Below are 18725 nucleotides of genomic sequence, written 5' to 3'. Positions count from 1 at the left end.
GGTAAAGAAGGGTGAAATGACAAATATAGTTTGCCTTTTGGGTAGCCCGCGGAAGGCGGGCAACAGTGATCTTTTGGCAGAGAGGTTTTGCGCGGCCGCAGAGGTCCACGGCGCACAAACTCAAACGCATTCTCTGCGCGATTTGCGGTTTCAAGGATATACGGAAGCTAACGGTCATATGAATGAATATGGGCCTGACGATGATCTTGGACCCGTGCTTGCCGATGTTGAAGGTGCAGATGTGTTGGTGCTCGCGACACCAATTTACTTCTGTAACATTTCCGGTTTGACAAAACTGGCGCTCGACCGTTTCTTTGCTTTTCTGGTGCCAGATTACCTTACGGCTGAGATCCCCTCAAAACTTGGTCGCGATAAGACCTTGGTTTTTGTTCAGACCCAAGGTGAAAGCAAAGATCACTACGCAGATATCCTGGAACAGTATGCACCAGCTTTTGATAAGCTTGGGTTCACACATCGCTATCTCCTACGTGCGTGTAATGTAAGAGAGTTTGGTGATATCACCCGCCATACTGAAGCTCTGATGGAAGCTGATCTTTTGGCCCGGCGCATTGTATTGGGAAATGAAGCATAGCCCTTGGCAATATGAGGTTTCTATCTGGACGTGACACGTGGTGTTTCAGGGTCTTTATTGGCGCAAGCGCGTGCAAAGAAAGCGAATGATTAGTGAAGGCCCAGAATTTCGTTAAGTTTTCTTGCATAAAAGCAAGAATCCCGATTTAAGTGTCAGCCGAACGCGGGAAAACTCGCGAAGCATAAAATGGGGAGACACTCTTGCTAGACTCGCAATCCAGCGATGCATTTGTCGCATTTGAGCGTGTGCAAAAGAGTTATGATGGAGAGATACTGGTCGTCAAAGACCTGAACTTGTCCATCCCGAAAGGTGAATTTTTGACAATGCTTGGGCCTTCTGGGTCAGGCAAGACAACCTGTCTGATGATGCTTGCTGGTTTTGAGACAGCAACTCATGGCAAAATTCTCCTTGATGGCGTGTCAATTAACAACATCCCGCCGCATAAGCGCGGTATCGGAATGGTGTTTCAAAACTACGCGCTCTTCCCGCATATGACTGTGGCGGAGAACCTGTCCTTCCCGCTAGAGGTTCGCAAGCTGGGCAAATCGGATCGTGAAGCCAAAGTTAAACGCGCACTTGATATGGTGCAAATGGGCGATTTTGGCGGCCGCAGGCCTGCTCAACTTTCGGGTGGTCAACAACAGCGTATCGCCCTCGCGCGTGCACTGGTGTTTGAGCCGGAACTGGTTTTGATGGACGAACCGCTTGGCGCACTTGACAAGCAGTTGCGCGAGCACATGCAGTTTGAGATCACTAATCTTGCGCATGATCTGGGGATTACCACGGTGTATGTGACACACGACCAGACCGAAGCGCTGACAATGTCAGACCGTGTTGCTGTGTTTGACGATGGCCGTATCCAGCAGATTGATGCGCCCGATGTTCTATATGAAAGCCCCAAGAACAGTTTCGTGGCTCAGTTCATCGGTGAGAACAACACGCTTGTCGGCACTGTCAAAGAGATCAAAGGCGAAATTGCTTTGGTGGAACTTGATGACGGTGAACTGATTGATTGCAAACCTGTGAATGTCAGCGCCGTCGGTGATCGCACACTGGTGTCGATCCGGCCGGAACGTGTGGAATTCGATAAAAACCGCCTTAAGAAGGGCACCCATACAATTAAGGCCGAAGTTCTGGAATTCATCTACATGGGTGACATTTTCCGCACGCGGCTTCGCGTGGCAGGGAACGACAACTTTGTGATCAAATCGCGAAATGCGCCTGATCAGGTGCGCCTAACGCCGGGTGAAACGATTGAAATCGGCTGGTTGCCGGAAGATTGTCGGGCGCTGGATGCGCCCTAGAAACTAGAGAATTCGAACTGCTCAAACGGACGCGGTGCGAATAAACTGAGGCTTCGGATTTTCATCCCGTGAACCGAGGCTCAAAATGTAAAAAACGGGAAGATACTTGGGAGTATGAAATGAAACTGACGACAACACTTATGGCATCGACCGCACTTGTGGTTGCGGCTGGATCGGCCTTTGCCGATGGCCATGCCAAAATGGCAGACTCCATGACAGTGGTTTCGTGGGGCGGTGCTTACCAAAAGAGCCAACAGAACGCCTACACAATTCCGTATGCGGAAATGCATGAAGGTCTGGAAGTTATCTGGGACGAAAGCTCAGCTGAGGCTGTGGCAAAACTTCGGGCGATGGATGAAGCCGGTAGCGTTACATGGGACGTAGTTGATGTCGTGGCCGCTGACGCGCTGCGTTTGTGCGACGAAGGTCTGGCGATTGAAATTGATCCTGAGAAAGATCTTGCTGCAGCACCTGATGGTACATCTGCTGAAGAAGACTTTGGTGAACTGCTGGTTGGCGACTGCTTTATCCCGCAGATCGTGTATTCGACAACCTTTGGCTTCCGTACAGATATGGTGCCAGACGGCGTTGAGCCTCCAAGCCAAATCTGTGACGTGTTTGACTTGGAAAAGTACCCAGGCAAGCGTTCGCTGGAAAAGCGTCCGATCAACAACGTCGAATGGGCTCTGCTCTGTGACGGAGTGGCCAAGGAAGACGTCTATGATGTTCTGGCCACCGAAGAAGGTCAGCAGCAAGCGCTCGACAAGCTTTCGACGATCAAGGACAACGTGATCTGGTGGTCTGCTGGTGCCGACACGCCTCAGCTTCTGGCCGATGGCGAAGTCTTCATGGGTTCGACCTACAATGGCCGCCTCTTTGCAGCGATCGAAGAACAGAAGCAGCCAATTGGCATGATGTGGGACGCTCAGGTGTTTGACCTGGACGGCTGGATCATTCCGGCGAACCTGCCTGAGGATCGTCTGCACCGCGCGATGGACTTTGTGAAGTTTGCGACAGACACGCAGCGTCTGGCGGATCAGGCCAAGTACATCTCCTACGGTCCAGCTCGTGCATCCTCTGCACCGCTTGTTGGTCAGCACGCAGAGTTGGGTATCGATATGGCCCCGCATATGCCGACCGATCCGAACAACGCCGCGAATACGTTCCTCTACAATTATGAGTTCTGGGCGGACTATCGCGACGACATCGACGCCAAATTCCAGGCGTGGCTGGCTCAATAATTTGAGCTTTCGCTAGAACACCGGGAAGGGCCTATGGGCCCTTCTCACAACAATAAAAGACCGACGGGACTCAGATGAGCGACACCATGCAGACCGGCCCTGTTCTGGCCGCGGACGGCTCACCGTTAAAGCGCAGCCTTTCCCGCACATTACGGCGTCAGAAGCTTAGAGCGCTTCTGCTGATTGCGCCTCTGCTGATTTTTGTGTTGGTCACATTCATCGTGCCCATCGTGTCTATGTTGTTCCGGTCTGTGGAAAATCAGATCGTTTCGCACACTCTGCCTCAAACGGTTGAAGCCCTTCAGGAGTGGGATCCCAACAGTGGAGAGCCCCCTGAGGAAGCTGTCTATCAGGCCCTCTTTTTTGACATGTTCAAAGCGGCGGAAGCCAAGAGACATACGCAGGTTGGCAACCGCTTGAATTATGAACAGCCTGGGCTGTCTTCGATGTTCCGCGGCACGGGCCGTAGTCTTGATGACATGGGTGAAGAATTTGAAGTTGCGCTTGTGGACATCGATCCCGCATTCAAAACATCCGAGTTTTGGTTTGAATTGCTGTCGGGCGAAGGGGCTGACTTGTTTTTGAAAGACCGCCGCGCGATACTTGCTGCGATGGTCGGCGAAAGCATGCGGGGTGATATTGGATTTGCGCCTTCTGCAGAGGCGCTTGCATTGCTTCCGGCCACCACCGAAGCCTACACAGATTTCGCCATCTGGACGGCCATCGTTGAAGAAGATGTTGTTGCCGAAGAGCGCCCTTGGGAGGCTGTCTATGCTGGTTTGGGTGTTGATCTTCGCTCGGCCGAAGTCGTGCAGCAGATCGCGTCCTACGATGGCCCAGGTGCGTCCGCCCTCAAAGCGGCGGCGGCAAATCTTGATCAACTGCCGCAAGAAAGCTTTCGCGATATGTTCGTGGAGACTGACGAGGATTGGCTTGATACCGAAGGCTGGCGCACGATGGCGCTCTATAGTCCGGACTACACGACGGGCTATTTTCTGAACTCTGTTGATTTGCAGAAAACTATCGAGGGCGTCGAAGCACGTCCTGAAACGCAGCAGATCTACATCAAACTGTTTATCCGCACTCTTTACATGTCTCTGATCATTACGGGGGCGTGTATCCTTTTGGGTTATCCTGTCGCGTGGATTCTCGCAAACTTGCCGCTGCGCACCGCAAACGTTCTGATGATCCTGGTTCTATTGCCATTCTGGACATCACTTTTGGTGCGGACCAGTGCATGGAAAGTGCTCTTGCAACAGCAAGGCGTGATCAATGAAATTCTGGTCTGGCTGGGTTTTGTGGATGACGCGAACCGGCTCATTATAATGAACAATGCGACCGGAACGATTATTGCAATGACGCATATCCTGCTGCCATTCATGATCTTGCCGCTGTATTCGGTGATGAAAACCATTCCGCCAACCTATTTGCGCGCGGCCAAGTCTCTGGGCGCAACGAACTGGACGGCGTTTTGGCGGGTTTACTTCCCGCAGTCGGTGCCGGGTATCGGGGCGGGTTCGATCCTCGTCTTCATTCTTTCGATTGGCTATTACATTACGCCCGAGATCGTCGGCGGCACTGACGGTGTCTTTATCTCCAACAGGATCGCGTATCACATCTCCAGTTCACTGAACTGGGGTCTTGCTGCGGCACTCGGTACGATCCTTTTGCTGGTCGTTTTGGCGCTTTACTGGTGTTACGACAGGATTGTCGGCATCGATAATGTGAAGCTGGGGGCTGAGCTATGTCTGATCTCAAAGTAAGCATTCCTCGCCCGCCGCTGACCAATTTCACCTTGCCTCTGACCGCCGTTTTGGGCGCTATGTTCGGATTTGTGGCCGGGAATGTGTACGGCCAACCTTGGATAGGGGCTTTAGGTGGCGCTGTTGTTGGCGCAGTCATGGCCTTTGTCGCGCATTCCATGTCAGATCGCAGAACCGCCACGCGCTGGGGCACAATCGCCGTGCTAGCAATTGCAGGTCTTTTAGCGGGCGGTCTGGGTGCAGCGGTGTCCGGTGTGATCATTGGCGCTGTGATGAGCTGGTTCGCCTATTGGCTCGATTCGGGTGCCTACCGCAAGAACGTTCCGATCTACTACACAGCGGGTCAAACGTTGTGGTACAACAGTTTCCTGTTTATCTGCGGTTTGGTGTTCTTCTTTCTGATCGCGCCGCTCTTTCCGGTCATGTGGCTAAGCTTCAATGCCGAAGACTTCTTTACCTTCACGCCAGAGATGTTGAACTTCCAGGCCGAGGGGTATTCGCTCAAGCACTACCGCAATTTCCTGGGCACAGAAGAATGGATGACCCCGCTTAAGAATTCTCTAATCATTGCACCATTCGCGACCTTTATCTCGGTCAGCTTGGGAACACTGGCTGCCATCGGCCTGTCTCAGTCGCACGTACCCGGGCGGCAGGCGATTATGGCAATCCTGATTTCACCCATGATCGTTCCGCTTATCATCTCGGCCACTGGTATGTTCTTCTTTTATGCTCCGCTTGGAAATTGGCTGGAGGCAAATCTGAACCTGGATCAGAAGCTGGTTGGCTACATGAAGGTCATTCTGGCCCACGCTGCACTGGGTGTGCCATTTGTGATCATCACGGTCACGGCGACGCTTGTTGGCTTTGACCGCTCGCTGACACGGGCTGCGGCCAACATGGGCGCGGATCCGATCACCACCTTCTTTCGCGTGCAAATGCCACTCATTCTGCCGGGTGTGATCTCGGGCGGTCTCTTTGCGTTCATAACCTCCTTTGACGAGGTGGTCGTGGTGCTCTTTGTTGGGTCTGCCCAGCAACAGACCTTGCCCTGGCAGATGTTCACGGGCTTGCGCGAACAGATCAGCCCGACCATCCTTGCCGCGGCGACGATCCTGGTGACCGTCTCGATCCTGCTGCTGACAGCGGTCGAGTTGCTGCGCCGCCGGTCTGAACGGTTGCGTGGTCTGAGCCCGGGGTAAAGTAAACCAGAGTTAAAACAAAAAAAGGTGCCGAAGACGGCACCCTTGCTATTTTATAGCTATCAGAAGTTGCTGAAGGCCTACTCCCGCACCAACACCTCATACCCTTCCGCGATATCGCGCGTTAGAGCACCCACTTCAAAATTATAGTCCCCGATCTGCCCAACCGGCGTCACTTCTGCCGCGGTTCCAGTGAGCCAACACTGCTCAAAGCTTTCCAGCTCCTCGGGCATGATGTGACGCTCGTGCACCTTGACCTGCCGGTCGCGCAGCATGCTGATCACAGTCTGGCGCGTGATCCCATTTAAGAAGCAATCAGGGTCGGGTGTGTGCACCTCGCCATCCTTGACGAAAAAGATGTTGGCACCCGTCGCTTCGGCCACATAGCCGCGATAGTCGAACATCATGGCATCGCTGCACCCTTTGGCCTCAGCTTCGTGTTTGCTCAGCGTACAGATCATATAGAGACCCGCGGCCTTGGCATGGCTCGGGATTGTCTCGGGGCTGGGCCGTTTCCACTTAGAGATATCAAGCTTGGCGCCCTTCATCTTGGCATCCCCATAATAGGCGCCCCATTCCCAGGCCGCGATGGCCAGGCGCACGGGATTGCGTGCTGCGGCGACACCCATGTCTTCGCCGGATGAACGCCATGCTACGGCTCGGACATAGGCGTCAGTAAAGCCATTTGCCTGCAGCACTTCGATCTTTGCTGCTTCAATTTCATCAACCGTAAACGGAATTTCGAAATCAAGCTGCCCAGCGGAGAAATGCAAACGCTCTGAATGCTTTCGACTCTCAAAAATCTTGCCGTTGTAGCACCGCTCACCTTCAAAGACGGAACTGGCGTAATGAAGTCCATGGGTCAGGATATGCACATTCGCATCTCTCCATTCGACCAGTTTTCCATCCATCCAGATCTTGCCGTCACGATCATCATACGCTGCCATTTCTCTTCTCCACAGGCCGTATTCTTTGCATTTGTTGCGTAATATACGTCCGAACCGGACATAAAATTGCGCGAAAACTGAGAATCGCTACCAGTTAGGTCTTGGAATGTCAACAAGGCTGACGTATCTTGATCTCAGACAGTGAGAGTGTTGGTCAATATTTCGATGGCAGATGTACAAAGCGGGGAGAACCTGCTGTTCCTGACAGATGAACAGCTTCGGCAGGGAATTGAAGCGATGTTTTTTGCCTATCGAGGATTTACTGCCGATCCAGATCTTATTCTTGCGGAACTTGCCTACGGGCGGGCGCATCATCGGGCCATTCATTTCATCGCCCGCAGGCCAGGAACCACCGTAAGCAATCTTTTGAGCATTTTGGGTGTGACCAAACAGTCGCTCAATCGGGTTCTGCGCACGCTCATCGACGATGGACTGGTGAGGAGCGAAAAAGGTACTGCAGACAAACGGGAACGTCACCTGACATTGACCGAGGCCGGAGAGGCGCTTGAACAACGCTTGTCCGATGCGCAACGCGTGCGAATGCGGTCCGCCTATCGGGCCGCTGGCCCAACCGCGGTTGCTGGATTTCGGCAAGTCCTGGAGGCCATGATGGACCCGGACCTTCGACGTAAATACAAAGCCATGAGAGAGACAGATACATGAGCGACCCTGCCCCTCATCTTTTGATCGTCGATGATGACGAACGCATTCGGGAACTTCTGCGAAAATTTTTGGATCGGCATGGGTTTTTGGTTTCTGTTGCTAGGGATGCCGACCATGCTCGCCGTGTGCTGTCCGGACTCGAGTTCGATCTCATCGTCATGGACGTGATGATGCCCGGTCAGGATGGCGTTGCCTTTACCCGGGCCTTACGAGAAACCATCACCACCCCCATCCTACTTTTGACGGCCAAAGGCGAAACCATGGATCGGATCAAAGGGCTGGAGGCCGGTGCGGACGATTACTTGCCCAAGCCGTTTGAGCCCAAAGAGCTGCTTTTGCGCATCAATGCAATCCTTCGCCGTATGCCGGAACCCGAACCTGAACATGTGACGCCCAAAGTTCTGAACATGGGTCCTGTCAGGTTTGACATCGAACGCTCAGAGCTAATGCGAGGAGAAGAACTTGTTCGCCTGACCGCCACGGAAATTCAACTGATGCGCATTTTTGCGGAAAACCTAAGGGAACCTGTGAGCCGAACCAAGCTAGTCGAAGATCTGGGCCGCGACAAAGGTCAGGCACAAGAGCGCGCCGTGGATGTTCAAATCACACGCCTGCGCCGTAAGATTGAGGCGGATCCAAAACAACCGCGCTACCTACAAACCGTGCGGGGCGAAGGTTATATGCTGGCCCCGGACTAGGCGCTGCATTCTGAACCTGAACGGCAGGGAAAACTAAGCAATGCGGTGTTCTTTGAGCCTGAAAGTGCCATGTGGCCTTGATAGACTCACTTTGCGGCTGTATCTGACCATCTATGACAAAGGTTTTTGATATGGACGACCGCGCACGCCTGCCTTGGCGGTTTTTTGGCGCGACAATGACTGTGTTAGCACGCCTGTAAGCGGCCTGCATTCTGTCGCCTTTCGTTTCACACATCAATGGGAGAGGACCAATGTCCCCCAAAACACTCTATGACAAAATCTGGGATGCGCATCTGGCAGATGAGGCCGAAGATGGCACCTGCCTGCTTTATATCGACCGCCACCTTGTGCATGAGGTCACAAGCCCGCAAGCCTTCGAGGGTTTACGAATGGCAGGTCGCAAAGTGCGCGCGCCAGAAAAAACAATTGCCGTGCCGGATCACAATGTTCCGACGACGCCGGGTCGCGAAAACCCGGCCAACATGACCGAGGACAGCGCTATTCAGGTGGCGGCCCTCGATAAGAACGCCAAGGACTTTGGCATTCACTATTATCCCGTCTCCGACGTGCGTCAGGGCATTGTCCATATCGTTGGTCCCGAACAGGGTTGGACTTTGCCGGGTATGACAGTTGTCTGTGGTGACAGTCACACTGCCACGCACGGGGCATTTGGTGCCCTGGCCCATGGCATTGGCACCTCTGAGGTCGAACATGTTCTGGCGACGCAGACTCTGATTCAGAAGAAATCGAAAAACATGAAGGTTGAGATCACCGGCAAACTGCGCCCTGGCGTCACGGCCAAAGACATCACTCTGTCTGTTATCGGCAAAACTGGGACAGCGGGCGGTACGGGTTATGTGATTGAATATTGCGGTGAGGCCATTCGCGATCTGTCCATGGAAGGGCGCATGACCGTCTGCAACATGGCCATCGAAGGCGGCGCGCGCGCCGGTCTGATTGCGCCGGACGAAAAGACTTTTGAGTATTGCAAAGGTCGTCCGCACGCCCCCAAAGGGGCACAGTGGGAAGCGGCTCTAAATTGGTGGAAAACGCTCTATTCTGATGACGATGCGCATTGGGACATGGTTGTAACGATTGCCGGCGAAGACATCGCGCCAGTTGTCACCTGGGGCACGTCACCTGAAGACGTTCTTCCTATCACGGCCAAAGTCCCATCGCCGGATGACTTCGAAGGTGGCAAGGTAGGAGCAGCTCAACGTAGCCTTGACTATATGGGTCTGACTCCTGGCACGCCTCTGTCAGACATCGAAATTGACACGGTCTTTATCGGATCTTGCACAAATGGCCGTATCGAAGATTTGCGCGCCGCTGCTGAAATCCTGAAGGGCAAGAAGATCAAAGACGGTTTGCGGGCCATGGTTGTTCCGGGATCCGGTCTTGTACGTCTTCAGGCGGAGGAAGAGGGATTGGCGGACATCTTCAAAGAAGCAGGGTTCGAATGGCGCTTGGCTGGATGTTCCATGTGCCTGGCAATGAATCCAGATCAACTGTCGGAAGGCGAACGTTGTGTTTCCACGTCCAACAGAAACTTCGAAGGGCGGCAAGGCTACAAGGGCCGCACGCACCTCGTATCTCCGGGCATGGCTGCTGCTGCGGCCATAACCGGTAAACTGACAGATGTGCGGGAGATGATGTAATGGACAAATTTGAAACACTCACCGGAATTGCAGCGCCTATGCCGCTCGTGAACATCGACACGGATATGATCATTCCCAAGCAGTTTCTGAAAACAATCAAACGGTCTGGTTTGGGCGCGAACTTGTTTGACGAGATGCGGTTTGACCGCCAGGGCAGCGAAATCCCTGATTTTGTGCTGAATCAATCCCAGTATCGCGATGCAGAGATACTCGTCGCAGGTGACAATTTCGGCTGCGGGTCCAGCCGCGAACATGCGCCTTGGGCAATCAAGGATTTTGGCATCCGATGCGTCATATCCACCAGCTTTGCCGATATCTTTTACAACAACTGCTTCAAGAACGGCATTCTGCCCATTGTGCTTCCGCAAGAGCAGGTTGATGTGCTGATGAAGGACGCCGAAAAAGGCTCTAACGCACGTATGACCATTGATCTGGAGGCACAAACGGTGGCTACGTCGGATGGCGAAGTATTCACCTTTGAAGTTGATCCATTCAAGAAACGCTGCTTACTCGAAGGTCTCGATGACATCGGCTTGACCATGGAGAAAGCCAGCGCAATCGACGTCTTCGAAGCGCAAGCAAGCGCCGCGCGCCCTTGGGTTTAGACGCCTAAGGCCAGAGAAGGGACCAGTTCTGGTTCCACAATCGGCAAAAAACAGCGCGCAAAAGACGGATTGTTAACCGTTTTTTGCGCATTTTTTGTGGCGCGATGACTACGCGTAACAACATCTGGTATACTGCTACTAGACCGCCCCACTTCTGTTCCGAAATTGATGCAATCCAGCACCACAAGCACCATCAATTTGCCGGAAATACTAAGTCTATTAATCCCTAGTCTTGAGCAAGAAAGCGAAAAAAGGCAGAAATTGGGCAACATTGAGGCAAGCCGCCATATTTGGCGGTCCCAGCATTGGAACCAAGGCGCAGCAAAGAAACGCGTCATTCCAGTCAAAAGGGAAATAGTAGTGGTTTCAAAGTTTATCAGCGCCCTGTCACGGGCCGTCTTGGTGGTGCTCCTCATGTTGGCACCCGCTTTGATATTGCCGACGGTTGACCCCGACACGGCACAACTCGTCGTTGTCGTCGCACTTCTTTTCGCTCTTTTGACATTCATTGAATATTTTGGCCGATATCCCAGCATCGTCGAGTTTCGCTTTGCTGCGCCCTACAATCGCATGAAGTTTCTTGTTCTGGCGATTGTTGTGGTCTGGTTGTCTTTTGTCGCGCGCGGCCAAGTGCAACCCAGCGCTCTAACCTTGATACTTACCTATTTCGGGCAAATCATAGGTCACGCAGTGGATTTCCCGTTTTCACCTGTTCGACTTTTGGTGCTTCTCTTGCCTGCCGAAACAGACCCGCAATTGGTAAACGCTGTCCGCACATCTGCGGGGGTTGCCTATTCGGCTTCGCTGGCTTTGGTCCTGTCCTTTGTTGTTTTGGTTCGATTGTTTGGCTGGCCCATGCGCAATGGCGCGTTTAATGTTTGGGTGAATTTGCCTCTGTTTGATCCGACGCGTGGCGGCGACATTGTTGAGCGGCTCAAGAGAGACGCATCTCTTAACATTGTGTTAGGGGCTCTTCTGCCATTCTTGTTCCCGGCGGCAATCAAGGCTGTGGCGCTTCTTTTTGGCCCAATCGCTGTCGATAGCCCGCAAACGCTGATCTGGATGACAACACTATGGGCATTACTGCCGGCCAGTATTTTGGTAAGGGGCGTTGCTCTTTTCCGCGTGGCCGAGCTCATCGAAGAAAAGCGCCGCCGGGTGTACGCAAAAGCCCAGGCCGAAGGGCTGCAAGAAGCCTGATCTTTCTCTTTCTTATCGTTTTGAATACGACGCCCATAATGTCCATGGCGCAGGACCGTTTGCGTGTAGCAACCTATAACACTGAGCTGTCGCGTGATGGGCCTGGTCTGTTGTTAAGAGATATTGTTTCAGAAAAGAACGAACAGGTCGAAGCGGTTGCACGTGTGATCGCGGTCAATCAGCCAGACGTGATCCTCTTGCAAAACATCGATTACGATCATGATTTGCTAAACTTACGCGCGCTGAGAGACCGGGTGTCAGCCTATGGTCACGACATGCCTTATGGCTTTGCAAATCCACCCAACACCGGCATTGCAACCAGGTTGGACATGAATGGCGATGGTAATGTCGAACTGCCAAAAGACGCCCAAAGCTTTGGTGCATTTGAAGGGCAGGGCGGCATGGCCATTCTGTCTCGGCATCAGATCAACGAGATAGCGGTCAGGGACTTTAGCTCGATAGTGTGGCGCGATGTGCCCAACGCTCTCGTGCCGAATAAAGATCAAGGGCCGTTTCCATCAAATGAGGCCCAAAACGTACAACGGTTATCGAGCACTGGACACTGGATTATTCCGGTGGCAACGGACCGTGGGCGAATTTACCTGATGACGTTTCATGCGGGCCCGCCTGTGTTTGACGGACCAGAGGACCGCAACGGTCGCCGCAATCATGATGAGATCGTGTTTTGGCGCCATGTGATGGACGGAATGATGGGTGCGGTACCGGAACCTTTTGTGATCCTGGGCAACGCCAATCTGGATCCGGTGGATGGCGAGGGGAGGACAGAGGCCATCGCCAGCCTACTGGCTGACAAACGTCTTCAGGATCCGCGACCAATGCGCAAACAATCTGCACCACAGATTGAAAATTTAGCCGGAGATCCCAATCTCCATACCGTCGCTTGGCCATTGGATGGCCCTGGCCACAAACGAGTGAGTTACATTCTACCCGATGCGTCGCTTTTGGTTTTGGCATCCGGAGTCTACTGGCCGCGCTTAGATAGTACTGCGGGACAACTCGTCGCCAAAGCGAGCCGACACAGATTGGTCTGGGTTGACTTGGCATGGGAATAACAATTCGACGAGGGACAAAACTCCACCTTTCTTGACCCTTCCAGCGCTTCGATATAGGCGAGTTGCGGATACCCAGTCATGAGAGAGGACACCCGATGAGCACTCCTTCGCTTCTTATTCTTCCCGGAGACGGAATTGGCCCCGAAGTGATGGTTGAAGTTCGGAAAGTCATCGATTGGTTTGGCGCGAAACGCGACCTCAAATTCGAAGTGAGCGAAGATTTGGTGGGCGGTGCCGCCTATGACGCACATGGCGCGCCTTTGCATGATGAAACGATGGCAAAAGCACAAGAGGTCGACGCCGTTTTGCTGGGCGCTGTCGGAGGTCCGAAATACGATGATCTGGACTTCTCTGTTAAGCCCGAACGCGGCCTTTTGCGCCTTCGCAAAGATATGGATCTCTACGCCAACCTGCGCCCGGCGCAGTGTTTTGATGCGCTCGCTGATTTTTCCAGCCTCAAGAAAGATGTCGTTGCTGGCCTCGACATCATGATCGTACGAGAGTTGACATCTGGCGTCTATTTCGGTGAGCCGCGTGGGATTTTCGAAGAAGGCAACGAACGGGTTGGCATCAACACGCAACGTTATACAGAGTCAGAAATCGAGCGCGTGGCACGGTCGGCCTTCGAACTGGCGATGCGTCGCAATAGAAAAGTGTGCTCGATGGAAAAAGCCAATGTTATGGAATCCGGAATTCTGTGGCGCGAGGTGACAACACGTGTGTCCTCCGACTATCCCAATGTTGAGCTCAGCCATATGTACGCAGACAACGGGGCAATGCAGCTTGTCCGCGCGCCCAAGCAGTTTGACGTGATCCTGACCGACAACCTTTTTGGGGATATCCTGTCGGACTGTGCAGCTATGCTGACCGGATCGCTTGGCATGTTACCGTCGGCATCGCTCGGCGCACCTATGGCCAATGGCCGCCCCAAAGCGCTTTATGAACCGGTCCACGGGTCTGCCCCGGATATCACCGGACAGGGCAAGGCCAACCCGATCGCATGCATACTCAGTTTCGCCATGGCGCTGCGGTATTCATTCGACGCAGGCGAAGATGCCGCGCGTTTGGAAGGGGCCGTCAATGCTGTGCTTGCCGACGGTATACGAACGGCCGATCTTCTGGGCGAAGAAGGTGTCAGCCCTGTCTCTACTTCGGAAATGGGTGACGCGGTGATTACCGCGCTGGACGCAACCATCTGAATTTATCCATAATTTCGTCGTTTTTGCCCTCTAAAGTTGTAATGCTTTAGAGGGACAAAACCTATGTATTTCAAACAGCTATGTTGTGGAGCGATTCTGGCGACATGTGTGTCGTCTGCAGCCTTCGCTATTTCTGTCAAAGAGGCATATCCGGACCAGTATAGTCTAGAAACGCCTGAATGGCAGGCGGTCTTGGACACCATCGACCTGAAACAGGGCGTACAAAACCTCCCGCGGGTGACGCTGGATGTGCCGGACGACTATTATTTTGTGAATTCCAAGGACGCCGAGACAATTCTGCACGATATCTGGGGCAACCCGCCGGGCGACTTTGTGTTAGGTATGTTATTTCACAAGGATGGTTATTTCATCGAAAACTGGGGTGTAGAGGTGTTCTATGAGGATACCGGCTATGTTTCAGATAGCGATGCCGCAGACATGGACTATGACGCGCTACTCGCCAATTTGCGCAGTGACATGCAGTCTGAAAACAAATGGCGCGAACAAAACGGTTACGAAAGAATCGAGCTGCTTGGATGGGCTGAACCGCCGCATTATGAAGCCGAAGAGCACAAACTCTACTGGGCCAAGGAACTGGCATTCGAAGGGTATGAGACCAACGTATTGAACTACAATATTCGTGTTCTCGGACGTGAGGGCGTATTGGTTCTGAATTTTATTGCAGATATTGAAAATCTTGCAGAAGTCAAATCTGCGGCACCAGATGTACTAGACATGCCCAGTTTCACGCCGGGCAACACCTATGCAGACTTTAACCCATCGACAGACGCGGTTGCTGCATATGGGATCGGCGGTTTGATTGCGGGCAAAGCGGCGGCCAAGACCGGTTTGTTGGCGGCGGGTGTTTTGTTGCTAAAGAAATTTTGGTTCGTTTTGCTGATCCCCCTGATTGGCCTGAAGAACGTCATCTTCGGCCGCCGTGCATAGTTTGAGCGCTTGTGCCCAATGCAGAGTTGCGTTTGGCTGTGGTGAACCATAGCCAAACCAAACAGCAGGTTCTGCAATGCAAGTCCGCGACTATACCCCTGATCAAGCTGACGCTTTTCTCACACTATACCGCGCCTGTTTGAAGCACTACAAAATTCCAACAGCCACGCCTGCACAGGAAGCCCGTGTTGTCACCTTGCTTGATTCTGAGCGCCATATGTCTTGCCTTATGGCTTACGAAGATGATCAACCGCTTGGGTTTGCGACCTGGGTTCTGACGTTCCCGGCGTGCGCCAGTCTTGCTCTCTACATGAAGGAAATATTTGTACTTGGCACTGCCCGCAGCAAAGGCGTTGGTCGGGCATTACTTGATGCGCTCCTGCACCGCGCTGAGGCCGAAGGATGCATTCGGATGGACTGGCAAACAGATGTAAGCAACGAACAGTCTCAAACCTTTTACGACAATGTACGCGCTCCAAAGTTTGACAAAATTACATATCGTGTTTCCAGAGACGATTTTGCTGATTTTCGAAAACAGTTGGTCCGCCCGCTTGCAAAATAACCGACCAAACTGATACACGACGCGATGCGCGGAGTGTAGCTCAGCCTGGTAGAGCACTGTCTTCGGGAGGCAGGGGCCGGAGGTTCGAATCCTCTCACTCCGACCACAAACACCAAGTGGCCCGCGCACTGACAACAATATGAGTGTCGCGCTACTTTTCGCGATCATCTGTGAGTCAGGTTTATCGCGAAACGCTTTAAATCAACTGCGCCAATCGCTCGCATGCCGATTTCAATGCGGGCAGATGCGATTTCAGATCGTTCAGACCTTTTCGCTGTATAGGAGCATGGATCGACAAAGTGGTCAGCAACCGGCCGGTGTTGTCCTGAATGCCCACCGCAATGGCGGCCATGTCTTCCATGAATTCCTGATCGTCTGTGGAATATCCCCGTGCGCGGGTTTCGGCAAGTTCAGCCAATAGGTTGTTTGGATCAGAGATTGTGAATTCGGTTTTCTTTTCGAGTGTCACGGTCGAAATCCAACGGTGCAGTCGGTCATTGCGCAAGGACGACAGGTAAAGTTTGCCGCTGGCTGTACAGTGGAAGGGTACTTGGGTGCCAACCGGTAGCTGAATACGCAAAGGCCAATGTGTTTCGACCCGGTCAAGATACACCATGCCGTACCGGCCCGGTGCCGCGAGATTGCAAGTCTCTCCCACCTGTTCGGCAAGCCGTTTCATAATGGCCAGACGCTCTGTCCGCATGCGCTGAGAGGATAGCGTGTTGGCTGACAAACGACGTAGTCGATGGCCAGGCCCGAAGGACCGCCCATCGACATCTCTTTGGATAAACCCTTCGTCTTCGGCCGTGGCCAAAAGACGGTGGACAGTAGGCTTTGGCAAGTCCAGAGCGAGGCTGAGGTCGGCCGGAGACATAGGTGCCCCGGCCTTTGCCAGCTCTTCTACGAGTAAGAGCAAACGCAGGTTGGTCGGAATTTGACCTTTGGTTTCGTTTGCGTCGCCTTTTGCCATTGGACCTTAACGTTCAGGCAGCAGCATCAACGCCAGATCTGGAGTTAGTGCCACCAAAATCCAAACTCCGATGAGCGCCACCAGGTAGGGTACGGTGTAGCGCAGCAGGCGGAAATATGGAACGCCGGTCACACCCGATGCCACATACAGATTCAAGCCATAAGGCGGCGTGATGAACCCGATAGAGGCGCCCACCAGGAAGATCACCGAGAAGTGCACCGGATCCACACCCACGCTTGCTGCGATCGGGGCCAGGATTGGGGCTAGAATGATCGTCACTGGCAAGGATTCCAGGATCATGCCCGAGAAGAACACGATGGCCATCGCCGTGAACAATACCGCATGATAACCGCCCATGGATGTCACGAAGTCACCGATGACTTGTTGTGCACCCAAGAGAGACAGGATCTGTTGCATAACGACCGAAATCGCAATCAGCGGCGCTAGAATTCCGGTGATCTGCGCAGATCGCATCACGATGCCCGGAATCTGAGGAATGGTAAACCCTTCCACCACAAGCATCGCGGCAGGGGATTTTTCCGACCAGTCCTTTTCCTGATCCATGTTCAGAGCCTTGCTGACGACCCAACTCGCCAAACCTGCGATAATACCGAACCCAACGGTCACACCCGCCGCTTCGGTTGGTGAGAACTTGCCGGTGTAGATACCCCATAGAACCAGTCCAATCGCAAAGAAACCAAGCCAAGCGCCAAGTGCTGTCTTGAAGACCCGGAAGGGGCTCAGAGCGATCAGGTATCCCCAGCCGTTGCGCCAGCAAATGATGAAGCAAGCCAGCATCATGCCACCAACCATCATCGCGCCCGGAATGATCCCGGCAACGAACAAGTCAGAGATCGGCAAGTTCATCAAGAAGCCATACACGATGAAGATGATCGACGGTGGGATGATAATCCCGACAGTACCGCCTGCGGCCGCAGTCGCCGCGCTAAAGCGTTCGTCGTATCCGCCTTTGACCATCTCTGGATGAAGCATCGAGCCGATCGTGGCCGTGGTCGCCGAGTTGGAACCTGAGATCGCAGCAAACAGACCACAAGCGCCAAGAGACGCCATAGCCAATCCGCCTCGTATCCATCCAAGACAGGAATAGGCAAAGTCACTAAGCCGCCGCGCGATCCCAGAGCGGTTGATCAAGTCTCCGGTCAGGATGAACAGAGGCATTGCAAGCAGAGCAAAGCCATCCGTGAATACGTCCTGAAGCGCCGCACCCGTATTCAGGAGTTGCAGTTCCAGCAAAAAGGACATGCCGATCACCCAATAGGCGATGACTAGGAAGACCGGAACACCCATCATGAACAGGATGGTGACGGCGATCGAAATAAGTGTGATGATGGTTGGATCGCTCATGCGTCACCTCCGATCACAGCGGCTTCGATCATTTCGCCACCCTCACGATACTTGCGAAGGTCTTTTTTCACGTTTTCGATCACGCGCGCTGCCAAAAGTATGAAGGCAACGGGAACTGTTCCGAGAAACCACCATTGCATGATGTCGTCTGTACCCAACATGATGGCAAAGTTTGCCGCCGCACGAACGGTTTCCTGGAATGTCGTGACAACCACAATCCAGGCAAAGCCGAGCCAAAGAACAGCGTCCAGGAGCAAGCAAAAGAGTTGGCCAGCCCTTGGCATTGCCTTGCGGAATTCTGCAAAGGCAAGGTGGGTTCTGAGCTTAACATTATAGCTACACCCGACCCACGTCATGATGAGGAACAAAAACGGAGGCAACGTCGTCGACCACGCGGGTTGTCCGTTCAGGTAAAACCGTTGCACAACACCAGCAAAAATTATGTAGCCGATAGCGAGATATGCCACGACCATCACTGTTGGTTCTAATTTTCGTTCTATGAACGGCACGACTTTGTAGATGTAGGCCACCAAGGCGCCTCCAAGCAAAGTCACAATCAGCCCAAGAGGCCAAAGTCCAGGATTGCCGCGCAGCGAGCTTTGCAGGCTGAACGCGTCCCCTCCGAACAGGGAAGATATAATCTCCCCCATACCACCAATAACTTCCATGGCGCACCCTCCCTATGCTCCGAATGTCCGAAGATTTTTTTTGAATTATTGAACGAGAATCTCCACCCCA

19 protein-coding genes and 1 tRNA gene are annotated in these 18725 nt (G+C 53.2%); 15 read left to right on the top strand and 5 right to left on the bottom strand.

The window, feature by feature from the left end:
- Positions 1-16 precede the first annotated feature (16 nt).
- From RZ517_RS00375 to RZ517_RS00355, 5 genes are all read left to right on the top strand, one after another.
- Entirely contained in the window at positions 17-592 is a 576-nt protein-coding gene (locus RZ517_RS00375) for a flavodoxin family protein (RefSeq protein WP_338551196.1), read from the top strand.
- Between the two features lie 200 nt (positions 593-792).
- Positions 793-1896: an ABC transporter ATP-binding protein gene (locus tag RZ517_RS00370; RefSeq protein ID WP_317056530.1), complete on the top strand. Its 1104-nt coding sequence runs from the start codon at positions 793-795 to the stop codon at positions 1894-1896.
- Positions 1897-2015: 119 nt separating this feature from the next.
- Positions 2016-3137, top strand: coding sequence for an extracellular solute-binding protein (locus RZ517_RS00365; RefSeq protein ID WP_317056531.1), 1122 nt, complete (start codon positions 2016-2018; stop codon positions 3135-3137).
- Positions 3138-3211: 74 nt separating this feature from the next.
- Positions 3212-4900: an ABC transporter permease gene (locus RZ517_RS00360; RefSeq protein ID WP_338549528.1), complete on the top strand. Its 1689-nt coding sequence runs from the start codon at positions 3212-3214 to the stop codon at positions 4898-4900.
- Complete coding sequence (locus RZ517_RS00355; RefSeq protein ID WP_338549527.1) at positions 4882-6099, top strand: ABC transporter permease; 1218 nt, start codon at positions 4882-4884, stop codon at positions 6097-6099. Before RZ517_RS00360 ends, RZ517_RS00355 begins: the two co-directional genes overlap by 19 nt.
- Before the next feature lie 80 nt (positions 6100-6179).
- Here the strand turns inward: RZ517_RS00355 and RZ517_RS00350 are convergent, their stop codons facing one another.
- On the bottom strand, positions 6180-7046 hold the full coding sequence (locus tag RZ517_RS00350) for a branched-chain amino acid aminotransferase (RefSeq protein ID WP_338549526.1): 867 nt from the start codon (positions 7044-7046) through the stop codon (positions 6180-6182).
- Between the two features lie 165 nt (positions 7047-7211).
- Between RZ517_RS00350 and RZ517_RS00345 the strand changes: the two genes are divergently transcribed.
- The 4 genes from RZ517_RS00345 to leuD all read left to right on the top strand — a co-directional run bounded on the left by RZ517_RS00345 (position 7212) and on the right by leuD (position 10670).
- Positions 7212-7709 carry a MarR family winged helix-turn-helix transcriptional regulator gene (locus RZ517_RS00345; RefSeq protein ID WP_338549525.1) on the top strand — a complete coding sequence of 166 codons (498 nt, stop codon included), beginning with the start codon at positions 7212-7214 and terminating at the stop codon, positions 7707-7709.
- Positions 7706-8407, top strand: a complete 702-nt coding sequence (locus RZ517_RS00340) for a response regulator (RefSeq protein WP_338549524.1) — start codon at positions 7706-7708, stop codon at positions 8405-8407. The genes RZ517_RS00345 and RZ517_RS00340 overlap by 4 nt, the downstream gene beginning before the upstream one ends.
- Positions 8408-8658: 251 nt before the next feature.
- Positions 8659-10065 carry a 3-isopropylmalate dehydratase large subunit gene (gene leuC, locus RZ517_RS00335; RefSeq protein ID WP_338549523.1) on the top strand — a complete coding sequence of 469 codons (1407 nt, stop codon included), beginning with the start codon at positions 8659-8661 and terminating at the stop codon, positions 10063-10065.
- A complete protein-coding gene (leuD, locus tag RZ517_RS00330) occupies positions 10065-10670 on the top strand; it encodes a 3-isopropylmalate dehydratase small subunit (protein ID WP_338549522.1) in 606 nt (201 codons plus the stop codon). Before leuC ends, leuD begins: the two co-directional genes overlap by 1 nt.
- On the opposite strand, the gene RZ517_RS00325 is transcribed toward leuD, so the two are convergent.
- Positions 10667-11086 carry a hypothetical protein gene (locus tag RZ517_RS00325; RefSeq protein ID WP_338549521.1) on the bottom strand — a complete coding sequence of 140 codons (420 nt, stop codon included), beginning with the start codon at positions 11084-11086 and terminating at the stop codon, positions 10667-10669. The two genes, leuD and RZ517_RS00325, sit on opposite strands and share 4 nt — an antisense overlap.
- Between RZ517_RS00325 and RZ517_RS00320 the strand changes: the two genes are divergently transcribed.
- The 6 genes from RZ517_RS00320 (at position 11085) to RZ517_RS00295 (ending at position 15758) form a co-directional block, all read left to right on the top strand.
- Positions 11085-11870, top strand: coding sequence for a hypothetical protein (locus RZ517_RS00320; RefSeq protein ID WP_338549520.1), 786 nt, complete (start codon positions 11085-11087; stop codon positions 11868-11870). The two genes, RZ517_RS00325 and RZ517_RS00320, sit on opposite strands and share 2 nt — an antisense overlap.
- 38 nt (positions 11871-11908) lie before the next feature.
- Positions 11909-12943 (top strand): endonuclease/exonuclease/phosphatase family protein, encoded by a 1035-nt coding sequence (locus RZ517_RS00315; RefSeq protein WP_338549519.1) that lies wholly within the window; start codon positions 11909-11911, stop codon positions 12941-12943.
- A gap of 95 nt (positions 12944-13038) precedes the next feature.
- Positions 13039-14142: a 3-isopropylmalate dehydrogenase gene (leuB, locus tag RZ517_RS00310; RefSeq protein ID WP_338549518.1), complete on the top strand. Its 1104-nt coding sequence runs from the start codon at positions 13039-13041 to the stop codon at positions 14140-14142.
- A gap of 63 nt (positions 14143-14205) precedes the next feature.
- Positions 14206-15090: a DUF2167 domain-containing protein gene (locus RZ517_RS00305; RefSeq protein WP_338549517.1), complete on the top strand. Its 885-nt coding sequence runs from the start codon at positions 14206-14208 to the stop codon at positions 15088-15090.
- A 76-nt stretch (positions 15091-15166) separates the two neighbouring features.
- Positions 15167-15652, top strand: coding sequence for a GNAT family N-acetyltransferase (locus tag RZ517_RS00300; RefSeq protein ID WP_338549516.1), 486 nt, complete (start codon positions 15167-15169; stop codon positions 15650-15652).
- Positions 15653-15681: 29 nt separating this feature from the next.
- Positions 15682-15758 (top strand) — tRNA-Pro (locus RZ517_RS00295).
- 90 nt (positions 15759-15848) lie between these two features.
- On the opposite strand, the gene RZ517_RS00290 is transcribed toward RZ517_RS00295, so the two are convergent.
- The 3 genes from RZ517_RS00290 to RZ517_RS00280 are packed head-to-tail and all read right to left on the bottom strand — an operon-like array spanning position 15849 to position 18655.
- The gene (locus tag RZ517_RS00290) at positions 15849-16622 is read right to left on the bottom strand and encodes an IclR family transcriptional regulator (protein ID WP_338549515.1); all 774 of its coding nucleotides are present in this window, start codon (positions 16620-16622) and stop codon (positions 15849-15851) included.
- Between the two features lie 6 nt (positions 16623-16628).
- Positions 16629-17987, bottom strand: a complete 1359-nt coding sequence (locus RZ517_RS00285; protein ID WP_338549514.1) for a TRAP transporter large permease — start codon at positions 17985-17987, stop codon at positions 16629-16631.
- Positions 17984-18655, bottom strand: coding sequence for a TRAP transporter small permease (locus RZ517_RS00280; RefSeq protein WP_338549513.1), 672 nt, complete (start codon positions 18653-18655; stop codon positions 17984-17986). Before RZ517_RS00280 ends, RZ517_RS00285 begins: the two co-directional genes overlap by 4 nt.
- Between the last annotated feature and the right edge of the window lie 70 nt (positions 18656-18725).

It is taken from the genome of Roseovarius sp. S88 (assembly GCF_037023735.1).
Taxonomy (GTDB): Bacteria; Pseudomonadota; Alphaproteobacteria; order Rhodobacterales; family Rhodobacteraceae; genus Roseovarius; species Roseovarius phycicola.
The sequence above is the reverse complement of the archived record's forward strand: the minus strand, read 5'-3'. Positions and strand labels throughout refer to the sequence as shown.

Bases quoted from the DNA above. Each gene is read 5' to 3' on its own strand.
- RZ517_RS00285 (WP_338549514.1), bottom strand. From the start codon at position 17,987: ATGAGCGATCCAACCATCATCACACTTATTTCGATCGCCGTCACCATC.
- RZ517_RS00300 (WP_338549516.1), top strand. From the start codon at position 15,167: ATGCAAGTCCGCGACTATACCCCTGATCAAGCTGACGCTTTTCTCACA.
- RZ517_RS00280 (WP_338549513.1), bottom strand. From the start codon at position 18,655: ATGGAAGTTATTGGTGGTATGGGGGAGATTATATCTTCCCTGTTCGGA.
- leuB (WP_338549518.1), top strand. From the start codon at position 13,039: ATGAGCACTCCTTCGCTTCTTATTCTTCCCGGAGACGGAATTGGCCCC.
- RZ517_RS00325 (WP_338549521.1), bottom strand. From the start codon at position 11,086: ATGAGGAGCACCACCAAGACGGCCCGTGACAGGGCGCTGATAAACTTT.
- leuC (WP_338549523.1), top strand. From the start codon at position 8,659: ATGTCCCCCAAAACACTCTATGACAAAATCTGGGATGCGCATCTGGCA.
- RZ517_RS00375 (WP_338551196.1), top strand. From the start codon at position 17: ATGACAAATATAGTTTGCCTTTTGGGTAGCCCGCGGAAGGCGGGCAAC.
- RZ517_RS00345 (WP_338549525.1), top strand. From the start codon at position 7,212: ATGGCAGATGTACAAAGCGGGGAGAACCTGCTGTTCCTGACAGATGAA.
- RZ517_RS00355 (WP_338549527.1), top strand. From the start codon at position 4,882: ATGTCTGATCTCAAAGTAAGCATTCCTCGCCCGCCGCTGACCAATTTC.
- RZ517_RS00320 (WP_338549520.1), top strand. From the start codon at position 11,085: ATGTTGGCACCCGCTTTGATATTGCCGACGGTTGACCCCGACACGGCA.
- RZ517_RS00290 (WP_338549515.1), bottom strand. From the start codon at position 16,622: ATGGCAAAAGGCGACGCAAACGAAACCAAAGGTCAAATTCCGACCAAC.
- RZ517_RS00360 (WP_338549528.1), top strand. From the start codon at position 3,212: ATGAGCGACACCATGCAGACCGGCCCTGTTCTGGCCGCGGACGGCTCA.
- RZ517_RS00365 (WP_317056531.1), top strand. From the start codon at position 2,016: ATGAAACTGACGACAACACTTATGGCATCGACCGCACTTGTGGTTGCG.
- RZ517_RS00305 (WP_338549517.1), top strand. From the start codon at position 14,206: ATGTATTTCAAACAGCTATGTTGTGGAGCGATTCTGGCGACATGTGTG.
- RZ517_RS00350 (WP_338549526.1), bottom strand. From the start codon at position 7,046: ATGGCAGCGTATGATGATCGTGACGGCAAGATCTGGATGGATGGAAAA.
- leuD (WP_338549522.1), top strand. From the start codon at position 10,065: ATGGACAAATTTGAAACACTCACCGGAATTGCAGCGCCTATGCCGCTC.
- RZ517_RS00340 (WP_338549524.1), top strand. From the start codon at position 7,706: ATGAGCGACCCTGCCCCTCATCTTTTGATCGTCGATGATGACGAACGC.
- RZ517_RS00315 (WP_338549519.1), top strand. From the start codon at position 11,909: ATGTCCATGGCGCAGGACCGTTTGCGTGTAGCAACCTATAACACTGAG.